The sequence below is a fragment of the Variovorax sp. OV329 genome, assembly GCF_900114785.1.
GTDB lineage: Bacteria > Pseudomonadota > Gammaproteobacteria > Burkholderiales > Burkholderiaceae_C > Variovorax.
Genome location: NZ_FOUG01000011.1, coordinates 162911 through 179290, shown reverse-complemented (window position 1 = coordinate 179290; position 16380 = coordinate 162911). Strand labels below are relative to the sequence as shown.

Sequence of the window (16380 nt, the reverse complement as noted above, 5' to 3'; positions counted from 1 at the left end):
ATGATTTCGGAGGTTCAGAGGGTTTGACAACGCAGAAACGGTGCTCGCTGCCAGACGAGTTTGATGACAGTCTCCACACCGTCCTGCATCTGTGGAGCGGTCAGGAGCGTGACGCGGCCCTCTTCCAGCCGCACCTGCCGCCGCAGCACGGAACCGACCCAGTTCGGATAGGTCGATACGTCCACCTTGTGAAGAATCCAGTCGCCTTCTAGCTCGAATGCCCCAGCGTAGGCCACCGAGCTCTTGTAGGCGGCGGCGCGCTCATGTGCGGGTGCAGCCTGGCGGTCGCCGTGGAGGGGCGGCCTGCCGTCGTGCGTGATGAGGGCCATCATGCGACCGTCGGCACCGTAGTGGATGAGCCCGACGGGCCGCGCGCCGTACACGTCATGGAGCCTGGCGCCTGCACTGTCGGTGGCATACGCCTCGGACAAGTACCAGGTACCCAAAAGTTTCGCGGTCATATCGCCTTGCATGAGGTCTTTCGCTGCCGTGAATTCATGGCAGCAGCGCCACTGCCCTGACCCACCCTGCCGAGGCCCGGTGAATCTTGACCGGGAAGCAAATCACCTGGAACCCGGCAGGCGGCAGCCTGTCGAGGTTCGCCAGTTTCTCCATCTGGAAATAGCCGGTGGTGCGGCCCGCCTTGTGACCCTCCCAGATAATCGACGGGTCGCCGCTCTGTGCGTAGCGCTTGGCCGTATGCGCGAAAGGCGCATCCCAGGACCAGGCATCCGTACCGACCACACGCACGCCTCGGGCGGTCAGGTATAGCGTGGCCTCCCTTCCCATGCCACAGCCGGAGTCCAGGTAGTCGTCCATGCCGTAGCGCGCTGCAGCGGCGGTGTGGACCAGCACGATGTCCAGGGGCTGGAGAGCATGGCCGATGCGCGCGAGCTCCGCCTCGACATCGGCAGCGGTGGCGACATGGCCATCGGGCAGGTGGCTGAAATCGAGCTTCACGCCCGGTCGATGGCACCAGTCCAGCGGCACTTCGTCGATGGTGGCGGCCGGTTGGCCGCCATCCATGGTGGAGGCGTAATGCCATGGCGCGTCCATGTGAGTCCCGTTGTGCGTGGACAGGTCGATGCGTTCCACAGCCCATGCCTCGCCATCGGGAAGGTCCTCGAGCTTCAAGCCTGGAAACGGCTTGGCCAGCGCGGGGAAGCTGTCCTTATGGCCCTGATAGCGGATTTGGGGGCCGTTGCCGGGCCGGTCGACGGCAAGGCCGTTCTGAATGGATACCGAAAGATCGATGTACTGCATGTGGCCGGTGCCTCCGAAGTTGTCCGTCAAGCCTCGATCGCCTGCTCGACGGTGTGGCGGGCCGGCGCCCAGTGGCGAACGGCTTGACGCATGGTGCAAAACTCTTCAGCCGAGGTGGGATGGATGCCCAGCGTCTGGTCGAAGTCGGCCTTTGTCGCGCCCGCCCGCATGGCGACTGCAAAGCCCTGCACGATCTCCGGTGCGTCGTCACCAGCGGCATGTACGCCCACCACGCGCTGGCTCCCACCATCGACGATCAGCTTCATCAAGGTCCGGGAAGGACTTGCACTGAGCGTGTGCCGCAACGGCCGGAACTCGCTGGTGTAGACGGAACCGCTTCCCAGTTGTTCGCGCGCCTGCTCTTCCGTCAGCCCGGCCGTTGCGAGCGGTGGATCGGTGAAGACCGCTGTAGGGACAAGCCAATGCCTATCTGCGACAGGAGAGTCGAGCGGGAATAGTTGATCGGTCACCTGCATCGCCTGCGCCAGGGCCAGGGGAGTGAGGTGCTTGCGGGTGCACACGTCGCCCACGGCGTAGATGGAGGGCACCGTGGTTTGGTGATTCGCATCGACGACGACGTAACCGTCTTGGTCCAGATCGCACCCCGCCTCGGCGAGGCCCACTCCGTCAACCCTGGGCCTTCTTCCCGTCGCGTTCAGCACCACATCAACCTCGAAGTGCCGCCCATCCGCCAGGCGAACCTCGATGCCTCCGGCCGTCTTGTGCAATGCGCTGACCCTGGTGTCCAGCATCAGTGCGATGCCGCGCGCCGACAGGCCTTTTTGCAGATGAAGCGCGAGTTCCGCATCAAAGCCTCGAAGGAGTTGCGTGCCCCGGTGTATCTGGCTGACCGACGTCCCGAGGCCCCGAAAGATGGAGGCGAACTCCGTGGCGATATAGCCTCCTCCGATCACGGCCATGCTGCGGGGCAAGAGCGGCAGATCGAACACTTGGTCGGAGCTGACAGCCCATTGGCCGCCTTCGTATTCGGGCGCGACCGGCATGCCGCCCACGGCCACGAGGATGTGACGCCCGGTGAGAACACTCTGCGAGCCGTCGGCGCCCTGCACCTGAACGTCGTGCGCGCTGCAGACACGCCCCCGACCTCGCAGCAGTCCCACGCCGGAGGAATCGAGCATGGATTCGTACACGCCATGCAGCCGGCCGATCTCCAGACGCCTGCCTGCCTTGAGGCGCTCCCAGTCCAACTGGACCTGCCCATGGCTCCAGCCGAAGCCAGCGGCTTCCTCGAAGGCCGAACCATAGTGACCGGCGTAGGCGTACAGCTTCTTCGGAATGCAACCGAGATTCACGCAGGTCCCGCCCACGGCCGACGCCTCGATCAAGGCTACCCGCGCGCCACGCGATGCCGCCAGTCGTGCCGCGCGGACGCCGCCGCTGCCCGCACCGATAACGATCAGGTCGTACTCTGCCGATCGGTGCATCAGACGGTATCCTCTGCCAGAAGGGACGTCAGGCCCTGTGCCTCGTCCAGAGCCACCAACTGATCGCACCCGCCGACGTAGCGATCGCCGATGAAAATCTGAGGCACAGTGCTCTCACCAGTGCGCCGGATCATCTCGGCACGCAGTTCCGGCTCCAGGTCGATGCGCAACTTGCGCAGATCGGTGGCACCTCGTTGCAGGAGCAGCAGCTCCGCGCGTCGGCAGTAAGGACACGTGGGCCTCATGTACATCGTGACGATGGGGTTCATGCGCCAGACCTCAGCAAACGACAAGGTCGGCCAAGTCGCGCTTGCGTGCGTCGAGGTCCTTGTAGAAGTCGGACAGGCGCGCGCCTTCGTAGAAGGTCGTTGCCCACGAGGGCCTGGCCCGGAAGCGAAGAAGCCACGCCTTGACGGCGGCAGCATCGTCCCAGAGGTAGCTGTGGCCCAGGTCGTCCATGCGGTCAATCAGCGGCGCTACGCAGCAGTCCGCGATCGAAGGCGCATTGCCGCCCAGCAGCCACTCGCGCCCTTGCAGGGCCTTGTCCATCCGTACGCAGGTCTGCGCGATATTCTCATAGGCGATGAGCAACTCCCTGTCGGAAAAGCCCTCCTGGCCCATCTTCTCGATGAAGCGCTTGCGCAGCGGCCGGCGGTTGACCGCTTCCGAGAACTCGTCTTGCGACAGCGGTGTAAAGCGGCGCAGCATCCCCTGATTGAATGAGGGGAAGCGCACCGCAGGAGTGGCCACCTCCTCGAAATACCGCAGCCATGCGCGCAGCTGAGCCTTCCCCAGCGGTGTGGCCGGCGACATGGGCGGCGCGGAAACGACCTCATCCAGGTACTCCATGATCACCGACGAGTCGATGACCACCTGCCCATCATGCACGAGGGTCGGGACCACGCCGTTGGGATTGAGCTTCAGGTATTCCGGCGTCAGATGCTCGTTGTTGGCGAAACTGATCTGCTCATCCTTCCAATCGATTCCCTTCTCTGCCAGCACGAGACGGACCTTTAGGCTGCATGTCGAGTAGGCGTTGTTGTAGAGCACGAACATGTATGGATCTCCTTTGGATGGAATGCGGTCGAAGGTGTGGTTCGCTACCGGGGGGCGTAGACGGACTTGAGGAGTGGAGGCCAGTCACGGTTTTCCCGGACCAGGAACTCCCTGGCCGCCTCCACCGATCCCCCCAAGGGCACGTTGGCAACGTCAGCCAGGCGAGCGACAAACTCGGGCTGCCGCAGGATCGCGTTCACCTCCTTGTTCAGCCGGTCCACCACGTCCCCGGGGGTCCCCGCAGGGGCAACCAGGACGAACCAGGCGGAGAAGTCGATGTCCTTCACGCCGAGTTCTCGAAAGGACGGAACATCCGGCATGAGGGCGACGCGCTCTGCAGTGGATACCGCCAGCGGCTTGACCTTGCCGGAGATGACAAAGGGACGGATGGTCCCGACGTTTTCGCAGACGATCTGAACGCTGCCGCCGATCACGTCATTGATCGCGGGTGCTGCGCCCTTGTATGAAACATCGACGAAAGAGGCGTCGGCCCGCTTGGCAAGCAGCAAGGCGCACAGGTGCTGCGGGGAGCCCTCCCCCGCATTGGCCGCCGTCACCTTCGCATCCTTGCCTCGCGCTTGGGCCATGAGACTAGAGAAGTCGGATGCCGGTGCTGAGGGGCCGGCAGCCAACACGAAGGGCATGGAGGAAACCTTGACGACGGGCGCAAAGGCCTTGATGGGTTCGTAGGGCATCTGCGCCACCAGGCTCGGGTTGATGGCCAGGGGACCCATGCCGCCGAGCAGCAACGTGTAGCCGTCGGCTGGTGCCCGCGCGACCATGTCGGCACCGATGGTTCCGTTAGCGCCCGGCTTGTTCTCCACCACCACGGGCTGCCCTAGCGCCACCCGCATCCTGTCGGCAAGGAGCCGGGCGACGATGTCCGTGCCACCGCCGGCGGCATAGGGCACCACGAGCCGCACCGGCTTGTCAGGGTATTGGGCAGCGACACCTGTCAGGGGCAGCATCGCCAAAGCCCAAACGACCGCCATCACACGCGGAACAGAGAACCTGAACATGTTGTCTCCTATCAATCGAAGAACGCTATTTAGTTAGTCGAATGACTAAAGTGTTGCACGAAAAAGCGCGCGGTGCAATAGGCTCGGGCGCTCTCTCTTAAGATCGAGCGCATCATTTCCTGCTACCCCGATCTGCCTCCGCATTCATGCCAAGACCTTCATCCTCATCGCCCCCTGTCGCTCGCGACAGCGCTGCCGGCTCCGCACGGCACAAGTCTGACGCGCGCGACAGGATCCTGCGAGCTGCCGAAAGGCTCTTCGCCGATCACGGCTTCGATGGGTGCTCGCTGCGAACCATCGCAGCCCTGGCCAAGGTGAACCAAGGGATGATTCACTACTTCTTCAAGAGCAAGGAGAAGCTCTTCCTCGAGGCCTACATGAATTCGGGACGCCCCATGGTGGAGGAGCGCCTAAATCTCCTCGCAGCCGAGGAAGAGGCCATGAAGGGCAGGGCTATTCCGCTGGAGCGGCTCATCGAGATCTTCCTGTTGCCCGCCGTCAAGCTCGCCATGAAGGGCCCCAGCGGCAGGAGCTTTCTTCGAATGCAGTCGCGCCTCCAGCTCGACGAATCGTCCATGGGCGTCAAGCTGCGTAGCAGCCTGTATGACGACTCCTCGCGTAGATACTTCGAGGCCTTCAGACGAAGTCTCCCCAATCATTCCCTCGAAGATGTCAGCTGGCGCTTCACGTTCATGCTGGGGACATATCAATATGCGCTCGCCAGTACCGGCCGGCTCGACTACATCTCGGGTGGTCTGTACAGCAGCAAGGACTATCCAGCAGCGCTGCGGCAGATGATTCCCTATATTGCCGCCGGCATGCACGCGGCGTCTCCACCCATTGAGCCCCGCAAATGGCCGGCCAAGAGCTAGACACGACAGCTTGGCAAACACCACCGCTATCGGAGCTGCAACGCCTCCAGGCGGTCATTGGGCACTGCCGATGACCATGGCCTTCAGCCCTGGGCTTGCGTATCCCGGACAAGAAAGTCTTCCGCCAGCCCCACCCACATGGCGGCACCGATCACGAGGTTGTCGTCGTTGAAGTCATAGCCCGGGTGGTGCACCACGCAGGAGCCCGGCGCGTCCCCATTGCCGATGAAGAAGTAAGCGCCCGGCACCTTCTCCAACATGAAAGCGAAGTCTTCGCTGGCCGTGACGGCGGGCGTCTGCGGCACGCAGCGTTCGGCGCCGAAGCGGGCCAGGGCCGACTGGTAGGCCAAGCGCGTGGGCTCGGGCCAGTTTACCAGCACGGGGTAGCCCTGCCGCCATTCGATTTCGGCGCGCACACCGAAGCTACGGGCCTGCGCCATTGCCAGTTCCTCCACGCGGCGCACCATCAAGTCGCGCTGCGCCTGGTCGAGCGCTCGCACCGAAAGCTGCATGACGGCCTGGTTCGGAATCACGATGTTCGAATCACCCGCATGCAGCGTAGCGACGGTGACGGTGGAAGCGATCTGCGGATCGCAGTTGCGCGAGACCACGGTCTGCAGCGCCGTCACCAACGCCGCGGCGGCCACCAGCGGATCGGTGGCCAGGTGCGGCATGCCGCCGTGCCCGCCCACGCCGTGCAGCGTGACGGTGGCGTAGTCGGCCGAGGCCATCGTCGGGCCTTCACGGAACTGCAGTTCGCCCTGCCGGTGCAGCGGCGCGTTGTGCATGGCGAAGATGCTGTCGCACGGGAAGCGCTCGAACAGGCCTTCGTCCATCATGCGCTTGGCGCCGCCCGCGCCTTCCTCGCCGGGCTGGAAGATCAGGTGCAAGGTGCCGTCGAATTCGCCCTGTTCGGCCAGGAAGTGGGCCGCCCCCAGCAGCATGGCCGTGTGGCCGTCGTGGCCGCAGGCATGCATCAGTCCGGGGCGGCAGCTGCCGTAGGGGCGGCCGACCAGTTCCTGGATCGGCAGCGCATCCATGTCGGCGCGCAGCCCCAGGCGGCGGGGGCCGGTGCCTCGGCGCAGGACACCAACCACGCCGGTGGCCGCCAGGCCCCGATGCACCTCGTAGCCCCATTGCTCCAGCAGTTGCGCGACGAGCGCGCTGGTCTTGTGTTCGTCGAAGGCCAGCTCCGGGTAGTGGTGGATGCCGCGCCGCCAGGCGCGGATGTCGTCCGCGCGGCGACCCAGTTCGCGCATCACCTGCGTATGGCGATCATGCATGGAAGTGCTCCTGCGTCTGCGCGTTTGAAGACATGGGTGCGGGAATGGCGGGCAGGACCGTGCCTCGGCACTCGCCGAAGCCGATGCGGGGCCGCCCCGGGGCCTCACACCAGCCGCGCAGCAGCACGGTGTCGCCGTCCTGCAGGAAAGTGCGCTGCTCGCCGCCGTTCAGCCTGAGGGGGGCGCGGCCTCCGCATGTCAGCTCCAGCAGGCATCCGGCCTCTTCGGGCGCGGGGCCGGAAACCGTGCCGCTGCCCAGCAGGTCTCCCGGCTGAAGACTGCAACCGCCGCTGGTGTGATGGGTCAGCATCTGGGCCAGCGTCCAATACTGGTGGCTGAAGTTGGTTTGCGACAGGCGGGTGGCGCGCGCGCCTTCGACGCGGTTCTCCCCGGTTTGCAGCCAGACCTCCAGGCGCAGGTCGATGGCGCCGGCACGCGCGTTGGCGGCCGTCGTCAGGTAGGGCTGTGGCGCCGGCTCCTCGTCCGCATGGCGCCAGGGCGTGCGATAGGGCGCCAGCGCCTCCATCGTCACGATCCAGGGCGAGACGGTGGTGGCGAAGCTCTTGGCCAGGAAGGGGCCCAGCGGCGCCATCTCCCAGATCTGCGTGTCGCGGGCCGACCAGTCGTTCAGCAGGCCGAGGCCGAATAGATGCTCTTCGGCCTGCGCCAACGGCACAGGCTGGCCGACGCGATTGCCCTGCCCGACCCAGGCCGCCACCTCCAACTCGTAGTCGAGCCAGCGGGTGGGCCGATACAGGGCCGGTGGAGCCTCCCAGGGCATCTTGTTCTGCCCCCAAGGCCGATGGAAGGCCTGGCCGCTCACGGCCACTGTCGAGGCCCGGCCGTGGTAGCCGATGGGCATGGCCCGGAAATTTGCGGCCACCTGCGCCGCCGGATCGACCATGCGCGCGCTGCTCTGCGCATGGTCGAAGGAGGTATAGAAGTCGGTGTAGTCGCCCACGCGGGCCGGCAGGGCGTGTTCGATGGCCGACTGGGGCACAAGGCAGTCGCGGCAGGCGCGCACCGCATCGGCTCGGGCGGCACCCGGCGTGCCTTCTTCTTCCTTCAGCAGCGCGAATACGCCATGTCGCAGCGCCCGCCAGGCCGCCGGCCCGAGCGCGAAGAGATCGTTGAGCACCGGCTGCGCCGCCGCCCGAGCGGCCTGGCGAGCCAGCCCTGCCAGCGCGTCGCTGGCGGCGAGCGCACCCAGATCCAACACCTGCTCGCCGATGGCGATGCCGCCCCTGAAAGCCTCCTGACTGCCCGCGCGCCGGAACACTCCCAGCGGCAGGTTCTGTATGGGAAAGTCCGCGCCCGCCGCGTTGGCCTCTGCGATCCAACTGCGCGCCGTCGGCGCATGCGTATGGTTCAGTTCCATGGTGCTTGCTGCAAATGTGATACTTGTTTGCGCAGGAAAGGCGGGCATCGCAGCCCAAACTGACCCAGATCCCCCTCTGGGTTCGGCTGTCCAATACCCACCCAGCTTCCTAGGTAGTCGCCATCAACGCATCGTCAAAGATGGCAACAGCCCGCGTCCATCCCGCCGAGGCTCCGCGAATCTTGTGCGGGAAGCAGCTGATGAAAAAGCCATCGGCCGGCAGCGCCTCCAGGTTGTGCAGCTTCTCGATGTGGCAGTAGCCGATGTCGCGCCCGGCCTTGTGGCCCTCCCAGATCAAGCCCGCATCACGGGTCTGCGCATAGCGCTGAGCGGTGTACTTGAAGGGCGCGTCCCAGCTCCAGGCGTCGGTGCCCGTCAGGCGCACGCCGCGCTCCAGCAGGTACATGGTTGCCTCGTAGCCCATGCCGGCGCCGGCCGATACGTAGTCATCGTTGCCGTAGCGCGAGCCAGCGCTCGTGTTGACCACCACGATTTCCAGCGGCTTCAAGTAGTGGCCGATGCGCGTCAGTTCAGCCTCCACGTCCGCGGCGGTGACGACGTAGCCGTCCTCGAAGTGGCGGAAATCCAGCTTCACGCCGGGCTGGAAACACCACTCCAGCGGCACTTCGTCGATGGTCACAGCCTTCTTCTTCTGGCCCAGCGCCTTGTCCATTGTCGAGTGGAAGTGGTAGGGCGCATCCAGGTGCGTGCCGTTGTGGGTAGACAGCTTGACCACTTCCACAGCCCAGGTCTCGCCGTCGGGCATGTCTTCCTTCTTCAGGCCGGGGAAGAAGGGCGCGAGCAATTCAAAACTGTCGTCGTGCGCGAGGTAGTCGATCTTCGGCGCGAACTGCGGCGGATCGGAGAGCACGTCGTTTTCCAGGTAGATCGACAGGTCGACGAATTTGCGGGGCATCGTGGGTTCTCCTTCGTAGGATGCGCGTGGGATCGGAACACGTGAGCGTCTTCGGATTGATTCAGGACTTCTGCCAACGTAGCAGACGCCGCTCGACAGCTGCCAGCAGTACATTGCTGCCGAAACCGATGAGCCCCAGCAGGACGATGCCGGCGAACAGATCGGCGGCGCGGAACGAGCGAGCCGCCAGCAGAATGGCTTGCCCCAGACCGGGCTGCGAGGCGATCATCTCGCCCACGATCGAGACGATCAGCGACACCGTCATCGACAGCCGCATGCCCGCCAGGATGTCGGGCATCGCGTTGGGCAGCCCCACTTTCCAGACGAAGGCCATCCTGGACAGCTGCAGGCAGCGCGCCATTTCTTGCAGCACCGTGGCCACCGTCGCGAAGCCGTGGATGGTGGCCAGCAGCACCGGCCACATGGCACCGAAGCCCACCACGAACAGCACCATCGTCGGGTTCAGGCCGAAGATGGAGATCGCCAGCGGCATCAGCGCCGAAGCCGGCAGCGGGCGCAAGAATTCCAGCATCGGCTGGACCCAAGTGCGCGCGGCGCTGGACACGCCGATGACCGCGCCCAGCGCGATGCCCAAGAACGAAGCAAGCAGCCAGCCCAGCAACATGCGCTGGACTGTCTGGCCAGTGAAGGTCAGCAGTTCGCCTCGCCCGTCGCTCCGGCCTGCCAAGTTCAGCCCCTCGGCCAGGCTGGCCAGCGTCGCCTGCGGGCTGGGCAGGAAAACTCTACTGACCCAGCCGCTGCTGCTTAGGCCCCACCAGAGCGCGATGAGACCCAGCAGCACCGCCACGGGGCTCAACCCATGCACCAGACGCGTCTTCATGCCGCGGCCCCCATGCGAATGGCCACCCGGCGCTGCAGCCACACCATGGCCGCGTTGATGGCGAAGCCCACCACGCCAATCCAACCCAGCCAAGCCAGCATCAGCGCGGGATCGAAGCTTTGCTGCGCGATCATCATCGCGTAGCCCATGCCGTGCGGGTTGGCCGCGACCTCGACGGTGACGGCCACTACCAGCGCGATGCCCACCCCGGCGCGCAGCGCCACGAACAGGCGCGGCACGATGGCCGGCAACAGGATCTTGAAGGCCCGCTGGCACGTCGTCAGCCCCAGCACGCGGCTAACTTCCAGCAGCCGCGGCTCAACCTGCTGCACCGCCACCTGCACGAGGATCAGCATGGGCCAGAAAGTTGCGAAGGCTACCACTGCCAGCTCCATGCGCAGTCCGAAGCCGAAGGCGAGCACGCTCAGCGGGATCAGCGCCACCGAGGGCACGGGCCGAAGCACCTCCACCGTCAGTCCACCCAAGTGCGCGGCCCGGCGTGACAGCCCGAGCACGAATCCCAGCACCAGAGCCAGCGCCGCCCCGACGGCCAGCCCCAGCGCGGCAGTCCCTAACGTGAAGCCGGTGGCCTGCCACAGCGTGCCATCACGCGCGGCGTCGGCCAGCGCCCGCAGCGCGGCGGTGGGAGGAGCCAGCGCATCGCTACCCAGCGCCGCTGCGCGGCGTCCATAGATCTCGCACAGCGCCAGCAACACGCCCGGCAGCACAAAGGCGCGCCAAGCGCGCAGCATGCCGACCGGCCTAGTCATGGCCGCCCTCGATGAATTCGTACAGCTCGCGCCGCAGATGCAGATACCGCGGATGCTCCTTGGTGCTGAGTTGATCGCGCGGCTGGGGGATGTCCACGTCGATGATGCGTGCGATGCTGGGCCGCCCAGGACCGGGGTTGGCCTGCAGCGCGATCACGCGATCGCCCAGGTAGATGGCCTCCTCCAAATCGTGCGTGACGAACAGTACCGTCAGGCCCTGTTCACGCACCAGGCGCGCGCACTCGTCCTGCAGGCTGCGGCGAGTCAGGGCATCCAGCGCAGCGAAGGGCTCGTCCATCATCAGCACTTCGGGGCGCTGAGCCAGGCAGCGCGCGATCTGCAGGCGCTGCTGCATGCCGCCGGACAGCTGCACCGGGTGCTTGTGCAAGTGCTGGCTCAAGCCGACCTTGGCCAGCACCTCGGCGATGCGCCCCGCGTGCTCGGCAGCGGGCACGCGCGCGGCCTCCAGCGCCAGCCGCACGTTGCCGTCCACCGTGCGCCAGGGCAGCAGCGCGCGGCCGTAGTCCTGGAAAACGAAGGCCACCTCGCGCGTGGGGCCGTCCATGGGCTTGCCCTTGTAGCGCACCGCCCCCGCACTGACCTGCGCCAGCCCGCTGGCCGCACGAAGTAGCGTGGTCTTGCCGCAGCCACTTGGGCCCACGATGCAAACGAACTGCCCGCGCCCTACCTCGAAGGAACTGGGCGAGACGATCTCTCGCCCCCCCAGCACCACCGAGACGCCGTCGAAGCTCAGCAGGGGCGCATCGCCGCTCATGGCACCAGCAGGCGCTTCGCGTCGATCTTCGACTTCAGCATATCCTGCACCTGCATCATCACGACCCAGGACTCCAAGGCCTTGGCGGTCAGCACCGGCTGCGGAGGCGCGAGCTTGATCTTGGCTAGCACCGGGGGCGGCAGCTTGATGTACTTGCCGATGGCGGCGCGCACAGCCGGGTCGTTGGCAGGCACCTGCGCGAAAGCCGAGGCCTCGGCCAGCGACTGGCGGAAGGCCTTCACCGCGCCCGGGTTCTTCTGTGTCCATGCGCGGGTGGCCTCGTAAACCATCTTCTGCTGGTCGTCTTCGAGGGCGGTGGTGTAGTAGGAAGCGATGTAGCCCACACCGCTGTCGACGATGCGGCTCATGAAAGGTTCGGCCGAGACCACGGCATCCACCGTGCCGCCACGCAGCAGGTCGGGTTGCTGGGGGAAGGCCGCCTCCACGAACACCACCTTGCGCCAGTCCACCTTGTTGTAGATCAGCCAGGCACGAAACGAAACATGCAGCGCAGATCCGATGCCGGCGACGCCGATCTTCTTGCCCACACAGTCCTGTGCGGTGTGGATGCCCGAGCCGGCCCGTGCGACCAGGCCCAGCTCGGTACTGTTGCGGCCGCCTATCGTGGCGCCCGCCAGCGCGACATGATCCAGCCCGCCATCAATGGCCGAGATGAAGACCGACGGCGACACGCCGCCGATCTGAATCGAGTCGGACTCCAGGCCGGGCGGCACGTTGGCGGTCAACGGCAGTAGCACGAACTCGACGTCCAGACCACTCTTGGAGAAGTAGCCCTGCTCGGCAGCCACGAACACGGGGTAGAAGTCGGCCACTGCGGTATAGCCGAGCCGGACCTTGGTGCGCTCCTGCGCCATAGGCATGGATGCGGCGGCGGCCGAAAGTGCGGCAACGCCGGCATGAAGAAGCGTGCGACGTTTCATCGGGAACCTTTCTTGGCAGGAGAGACACGGGAAGTTGGAGAAGCGCTTGCGCTACGCGACAAGGCAGCCTGGATGCCGCCCACGACGAAATCGACAAGGAGCTGGCCGCTGTCGATGCGCTCGTCGGCCGGCGCAATGCCAGCCAGGCCCCGCACTCGCGCGTGCTGCAACTCCTGCATATGGGCCATCAGGCTGCCGATCATGAGCTGGTAGCACCACGCCACCTGCTCGCGCGTGGCTAGCGGAAGCGTCTGTTGCAGTGCGTCCAGGAAGGCGCGCGCCATCGGATCGAGGAAGGTTTGTCCCGCGCGCTGCGCTTCCGCCGTGGGATGAGCCAGCTCGCGCGACAGCATCACGGCGTAGTGCGTGCCCTCCTCGCTGTCGCGCAGCGTCAGGACCGGTGCCGCGAAGGCCTGCACGACGCGCCGCAGCAGCTTCGCGCCCGAACGCTCGCCAAGCGCCTCGGCCAGCAGCGCCAAGCGCTGCTCGCTGACATGGTTCCAGCGCTCGAAGATGGCGTGAAAGAGCTCATCCTTGGCGCCGTAGTAGTAGCGCACCAGCGCCAGCGGAACGCCCGCGTCGTCCGCGATCTGCCGAATGGAAACCGCGTGGTAGCCGTGCAGGGCAAATAACTTCTGCGCGCTGCGGATGATCTGCGTCTTGCGATCGGGGGCGTCTTCTCGCGCCTGCTCGAGCGTTGGCGAATTTGCGTTTCGGACCATGGCCATCGGGAAAGGGAAAACCACTTGCACATCTGTTTTGCTTGTTTGTATTATTCATTTGTGCAATTCTGAGTCAACCCCCTCGTTAACCCTCGACCGCCCTTACAGGAGAACACCGTGTTCAAGCTCTACAACCATGCCTACTCGACCTGCAGCCAGAAGGTGCGTCTCGTGCTGGCGGAAAAGCAGATCGAATGGGATGACGTGCAGATCAGCTTCAAGGACAACGAGCACTACGCGCCCTGGTACCTGAAGCTCAACCCCAACGGCGTGGTTCCTACGCTGCAGCACGACGACACGGTCGTGGTCGACTCGTCGGTGATCATGGAATACCTCGACGAGGTGGTACCTGAGCCGGCCATGTCACCCAAGGCAGCAGCAGATCGGGCACGGATGCGCGCCTGGCTGCGCTACTTCGAGGAGGTCGCCACGCCAGCAGTGCGCTTTCCGTCGTTCAACCAGACCTTCCTGCGCCACTTCCAGGCGCTGGAGAAGGAGGCGTTCGAGGACGCCGTCGCCTCTCGCCCGCTACGCCGGCGCTTCATAGAGAAGATGGGCCAGCAGGGCTTCACGGACAAAGATCTGATGGTGGCCTACGAGAACATCGAACTCACCACCGGACGCATGGAAAAGGCCCTTGCGCAGCAGGACTGGCTGGTGAACGGCCCCAGGCCCAGCCTCGCCGACTGCTGCGTGGCGCCGCTGCTGGACCGCATGGAGGACCTGGGCCATGCCTACCTGTGGGACGACAAGCCAGCCTTGAAGGCCTGGCTGGCGCGCTTCCGGTTGCGCGAATCCTGGGGCAAGACCTTCTACCGGGGCGCCAGGCTGTCCGAGCTGGATCTGTACCAGGACTTGCGCGAACGCAGCCGCAAGCTGGAAGACCTCGTGGTGTGCTGAAGAATGCTAGAGACCTTCTTTGCCGATGCGCTTCCTTCGTGCTGCTGCGGGGCCGCGGCACCGCCTCCGCCCGCCGCCCCTCCGATTGCCGGCCGTTTTGACCTCGTCGATCATTTCGGGCAGCCAGTCAATGAAGACAGCTTCAGATCTCGCTGCATGCTGGTCCTGTTCGGCTTCTCGCATTGCGCCGTCGTCTGCCCGCGGGAGCTGTCCAAGCTGGGCTCGGCGCTGGACCTCCTGGGGCCCCTGGCCGACCGCATCCAGCCGCTGTATATCACGGTCGACCCTGCACGCGATTCGCCGCAGGTCTTGCGCCAGTACCTCTCGCGCTACGCGGGCGGGGCGGGCGCCTTCATCGGACTCACCGGATCGGCCGGCCAGCTCGAGGCAGCAAGGCGATCATTTCGCGTTTTCGCCCGGCAAGTAACCGATCCATGCGCCCCTGGCGGCTACGTGGTGCCGCATACCGCTCACGCCTACCTGATGGCTGGCGGGGGCCAGTACCTCACGCATTTCCCCGAATCGCTCGACGCGGCAACCATCGCCACGCGCCTGCGAGAACACATGGAGCAACGCCAGGATGCATGAGCTGGAAGTTCGCGGCCTCGACGAATTGCAGGCGGGCCACTTGCGCCACTTCGCCAACCTGGCCCGCCAGCCGGACAACGACTGGTCGGGCATGCATGGTCGCGGCACAGGTCAGGACGACTTCGGTGCCTACCGCTTTCAGATCGCCTACATGGCCTACGCGCTGGCGCTGGCTCACCGCCACCGGCTTCCCGCCGCTCCGGGACTGTTCAAGCCCGTGTTCGAGCGCCTCATCCACAAGATGCTGCTGCCAGAAGTCTGGATGTATTGGCCCCGGGTGAGCCGGGGCGGCAGCGTATTCAACATGCACCTTTCCGAGCGCTACGAGGAGCAGTGGGATCCTGTGGGTAAGGACAACGTCATGTACAGCGCCTACGTCCAGTCGATGGCCCTGCTGTACAACCATCTGTTCGACGACGGCCGCTATGCCGCCGAGGGCGCCCTCACGTTCCGGTACTGGTCGTTCTTCTGGGGCGGCACGGAGCGACGCTTCGTCTACGACCAGAACAGTCTCAACCAGCACCTCTACTGGCAGATGGTCGAGAGCGGCTTCGTCGGGGTGGCGTGCGAGCCAAATTGCGTCTTCCAGATCTGCAACCAGCCAGCGATCCTCGGCTTTCGCATGCACGACCTCGTCAATGGCGGCTCGCTCGCCAGCGAAGTCACGGCGGGCTACCAGCATGCCTGGGAGCGGTTCGGTCGTTTGGGGGCCAACGGGCACTACAACATGATGCTGCAGCAGGATTCGGGCATCGTGCGCGACAACGCAGGGCCGTCGCCGTGGGCAGACGCTTGGTGCGGCACGCTCATGAACATGTGGAACCGCGAGTTCGTGCATCAGCATTATCCCGCGCAAAGCGCTGCGTGGCTCGTGAGAGAACACGACGCCATGATGTGCGTGCGCTCGGCTCAGCGCCTCGAGATCATGGGCCAGGCCGTTGTCAACGACGACTCGGACTTCGGCTGGGCTGCCACTTGGGCGTCCGAAATGGGCGACTCCGAGACGCTGGACGGCCTGTTGCGGCACGCGGAACGCTTCATGCGGCCCACGTGGCGCGACGGCGGCTTCTACTATCCGCGCAACGACGTTTCCGAAGACAGCCAGGGCTACCGCACCTTGGTCGAAGCCATGACGGGCAATGCGCTGCTCGGCTACGCACGGCTCAACGTGCCTGACGGGCTATGGGGCCTGTACAACCAACCTTGGGATCAACGCCACCACCTTGATCCGGCGCTCACGCAGGTCGGCAACGACGTCGACATACTGCAGGCGTTCGTGGATCGCGATGAGTGTCGGCTCTACGCCAGGCTCCAGCGCAGCCGGTCGGCGGGAGACAGCTACAATGTGGAGATCGGGCGTCTTGCCGGGGTCGGCCACTGGCAGCTCTCGTGCGACAACTCACTTTTGGCCCGCGGCGAGGACTTGCGGATACAGAACGGCGGCTCGTTGGACCTCAGGGCAACTGGCCAGGGGATCGCCCTGACGTGTCCCGCCGGCGCGCCAGTGGCCCTGACATTGGATTTCGGACAGCGCGCGTCGTCTTGATTCCATGAACTCCTGACCCGGCATTTCCACCGGGCATTGGCCCATCCTTTCTTCGCGAGCCCAAC

General features: G+C 65.3%; 18 protein-coding genes. 4 read left to right on the top strand and 14 right to left on the bottom strand.

The features are described 5' to 3' along the window. Positions 1-14 precede the first annotated feature (14 nt). From BM345_RS19080 to BM345_RS19055, 6 genes are read right to left on the bottom strand one after another with little or no spacing between them, the layout of a single operon-like run. Positions 15-461: a lipocalin-like domain-containing protein gene (locus BM345_RS19080; protein WP_175545072.1), complete on the bottom strand. Its 447-nt coding sequence runs from the start codon at positions 459-461 to the stop codon at positions 15-17. A gap of 34 nt (positions 462-495) precedes the next feature. After that, positions 496-1263 (bottom strand): cyclase family protein, encoded by a 768-nt coding sequence (locus BM345_RS19075; RefSeq protein WP_093382173.1) that lies wholly within the window; start codon positions 1261-1263, stop codon positions 496-498. A 26-nt stretch (positions 1264-1289) separates the two neighbouring features. Further along, entirely contained in the window at positions 1290-2708 is a 1419-nt protein-coding gene (gene gorA / locus BM345_RS19070) for a glutathione-disulfide reductase (protein ID WP_093382098.1), read from the bottom strand. Further along, positions 2708-2977, bottom strand: a complete 270-nt coding sequence (gene grxC, locus BM345_RS19065) for a glutaredoxin 3 (RefSeq protein ID WP_093382096.1) — start codon at positions 2975-2977, stop codon at positions 2708-2710. The genes gorA and grxC overlap by 1 nt, the downstream gene beginning before the upstream one ends. Positions 2978-2987: 10 nt before the next feature. Next, the gene (locus BM345_RS19060; protein ID WP_093382093.1) at positions 2988-3764 is read right to left on the bottom strand and encodes a glutathione S-transferase family protein; all 777 of its coding nucleotides are present in this window, start codon (positions 3762-3764) and stop codon (positions 2988-2990) included. 44 nt (positions 3765-3808) lie between these two features. Beyond that, positions 3809-4783, bottom strand: coding sequence for a Bug family tripartite tricarboxylate transporter substrate binding protein (locus BM345_RS19055; RefSeq protein ID WP_093382091.1), 975 nt, complete (start codon positions 4781-4783; stop codon positions 3809-3811). 146 nt (positions 4784-4929) lie between these two features. Between BM345_RS19055 and BM345_RS19050 the strand changes: the two genes are divergently transcribed. Continuing rightward, positions 4930-5655: a TetR/AcrR family transcriptional regulator gene (locus BM345_RS19050; protein ID WP_093382088.1), complete on the top strand. Its 726-nt coding sequence runs from the start codon at positions 4930-4932 to the stop codon at positions 5653-5655. Between the two features lie 83 nt (positions 5656-5738). Here the strand turns inward: BM345_RS19050 and BM345_RS19045 are convergent, their stop codons facing one another. From BM345_RS19045 to BM345_RS19010, 8 genes are all read right to left on the bottom strand, one after another. Continuing rightward, positions 5739-6914 carry a M20 aminoacylase family protein gene (locus BM345_RS19045; RefSeq protein ID WP_093382170.1) on the bottom strand — a complete coding sequence of 392 codons (1176 nt, stop codon included), beginning with the start codon at positions 6912-6914 and terminating at the stop codon, positions 5739-5741. A 16-nt stretch (positions 6915-6930) separates the two neighbouring features. Then, positions 6931-8316 carry a fumarylacetoacetase gene (fahA, locus tag BM345_RS19040; RefSeq protein WP_093382085.1) on the bottom strand — a complete coding sequence of 462 codons (1386 nt, stop codon included), beginning with the start codon at positions 8314-8316 and terminating at the stop codon, positions 6931-6933. A 109-nt stretch (positions 8317-8425) separates the two neighbouring features. After that, positions 8426-9232 (bottom strand): cyclase family protein, encoded by an 807-nt coding sequence (locus BM345_RS19035; RefSeq protein ID WP_093382082.1) that lies wholly within the window; start codon positions 9230-9232, stop codon positions 8426-8428. Between the two features lie 61 nt (positions 9233-9293). After that, positions 9294-10073, bottom strand: coding sequence for an ABC transporter permease (locus tag BM345_RS19030; RefSeq protein WP_093382079.1), 780 nt, complete (start codon positions 10071-10073; stop codon positions 9294-9296). After that, the gene (locus BM345_RS19025; RefSeq protein ID WP_093382076.1) at positions 10070-10843 is read right to left on the bottom strand and encodes an ABC transporter permease; all 774 of its coding nucleotides are present in this window, start codon (positions 10841-10843) and stop codon (positions 10070-10072) included. Before BM345_RS19025 ends, BM345_RS19030 begins: the two co-directional genes overlap by 4 nt. Continuing rightward, positions 10836-11618: an ABC transporter ATP-binding protein gene (locus BM345_RS19020; protein WP_093382073.1), complete on the bottom strand. Its 783-nt coding sequence runs from the start codon at positions 11616-11618 to the stop codon at positions 10836-10838. The genes BM345_RS19025 and BM345_RS19020 overlap by 8 nt, the downstream gene beginning before the upstream one ends. After that, positions 11615-12559 (bottom strand): ABC transporter substrate-binding protein, encoded by a 945-nt coding sequence (locus tag BM345_RS19015; protein ID WP_093382070.1) that lies wholly within the window; start codon positions 12557-12559, stop codon positions 11615-11617. Before BM345_RS19015 ends, BM345_RS19020 begins: the two co-directional genes overlap by 4 nt. Further along, positions 12556-13281 carry a TetR/AcrR family transcriptional regulator gene (locus tag BM345_RS19010; RefSeq protein ID WP_175545071.1) on the bottom strand — a complete coding sequence of 242 codons (726 nt, stop codon included), beginning with the start codon at positions 13279-13281 and terminating at the stop codon, positions 12556-12558. Before BM345_RS19010 ends, BM345_RS19015 begins: the two co-directional genes overlap by 4 nt. A 117-nt stretch (positions 13282-13398) precedes the next feature. On the opposite strand from BM345_RS19010, the gene BM345_RS19005 reads away from it, so the two are divergent. From BM345_RS19005 to BM345_RS18995, 3 genes are read left to right on the top strand one after another with little or no spacing between them, the layout of a single operon-like run. Continuing rightward, the gene (locus tag BM345_RS19005; protein WP_093382065.1) at positions 13399-14181 is read left to right on the top strand and encodes a glutathione S-transferase family protein; all 783 of its coding nucleotides are present in this window, start codon (positions 13399-13401) and stop codon (positions 14179-14181) included. A 3-nt stretch (positions 14182-14184) separates the two neighbouring features. Beyond that, entirely contained in the window at positions 14185-14769 is a 585-nt protein-coding gene (locus BM345_RS19000) for an SCO family protein (RefSeq protein WP_093382062.1), read from the top strand. After that, entirely contained in the window at positions 14762-16315 is a 1554-nt protein-coding gene (locus BM345_RS18995) for a linalool dehydratase/isomerase domain-containing protein (RefSeq protein WP_175545070.1), read from the top strand. Before BM345_RS19000 ends, BM345_RS18995 begins: the two co-directional genes overlap by 8 nt. The last annotated feature ends 65 nt before the right edge of the window (positions 16316-16380 follow it).

Excerpts from the sequence above, each read along its gene's own strand:
- BM345_RS19080 (WP_175545072.1), bottom strand. The coding sequence starts at position 461 with ATGACCGCGAAACTTTTGGGTACCTGGTACTTGTCCGAGGCGTATGCC.
- BM345_RS19075 (WP_093382173.1), bottom strand. The coding sequence starts at position 1,263 with ATGCAGTACATCGATCTTTCGGTATCCATTCAGAACGGCCTTGCCGTC.
- gorA (WP_093382098.1), bottom strand. The coding sequence starts at position 2,708 with ATGCACCGATCGGCAGAGTACGACCTGATCGTTATCGGTGCGGGCAGC.
- grxC (WP_093382096.1), bottom strand. The coding sequence starts at position 2,977 with ATGAACCCCATCGTCACGATGTACATGAGGCCCACGTGTCCTTACTGC.
- BM345_RS19060 (WP_093382093.1), bottom strand. The coding sequence starts at position 3,764 with ATGTTCGTGCTCTACAACAACGCCTACTCGACATGCAGCCTAAAGGTC.
- BM345_RS19055 (WP_093382091.1), bottom strand. The coding sequence starts at position 4,783 with ATGTTCAGGTTCTCTGTTCCGCGTGTGATGGCGGTCGTTTGGGCTTTG.
- BM345_RS19050 (WP_093382088.1), top strand. The coding sequence starts at position 4,930 with ATGCCAAGACCTTCATCCTCATCGCCCCCTGTCGCTCGCGACAGCGCT.
- BM345_RS19045 (WP_093382170.1), bottom strand. The coding sequence starts at position 6,914 with ATGCGCGAACTGGGTCGCCGCGCGGACGACATCCGCGCCTGGCGGCGC.
- fahA (WP_093382085.1), bottom strand. The coding sequence starts at position 8,316 with ATGGAACTGAACCATACGCATGCGCCGACGGCGCGCAGTTGGATCGCA.
- BM345_RS19035 (WP_093382082.1), bottom strand. The coding sequence starts at position 9,232 with ATGCCCCGCAAATTCGTCGACCTGTCGATCTACCTGGAAAACGACGTG.
- BM345_RS19030 (WP_093382079.1), bottom strand. The coding sequence starts at position 10,073 with ATGAAGACGCGTCTGGTGCATGGGTTGAGCCCCGTGGCGGTGCTGCTG.
- BM345_RS19025 (WP_093382076.1), bottom strand. The coding sequence starts at position 10,843 with ATGACTAGGCCGGTCGGCATGCTGCGCGCTTGGCGCGCCTTTGTGCTG.
- BM345_RS19020 (WP_093382073.1), bottom strand. The coding sequence starts at position 11,618 with ATGAGCGGCGATGCGCCCCTGCTGAGCTTCGACGGCGTCTCGGTGGTG.
- BM345_RS19015 (WP_093382070.1), bottom strand. The coding sequence starts at position 12,559 with ATGAAACGTCGCACGCTTCTTCATGCCGGCGTTGCCGCACTTTCGGCC.
- BM345_RS19010 (WP_175545071.1), bottom strand. The coding sequence starts at position 13,281 with ATGGTCCGAAACGCAAATTCGCCAACGCTCGAGCAGGCGCGAGAAGAC.
- BM345_RS19000 (WP_093382062.1), top strand. The coding sequence starts at position 14,185 with ATGCTAGAGACCTTCTTTGCCGATGCGCTTCCTTCGTGCTGCTGCGGG.
- BM345_RS18995 (WP_175545070.1), top strand. The coding sequence starts at position 14,762 with ATGCATGAGCTGGAAGTTCGCGGCCTCGACGAATTGCAGGCGGGCCAC.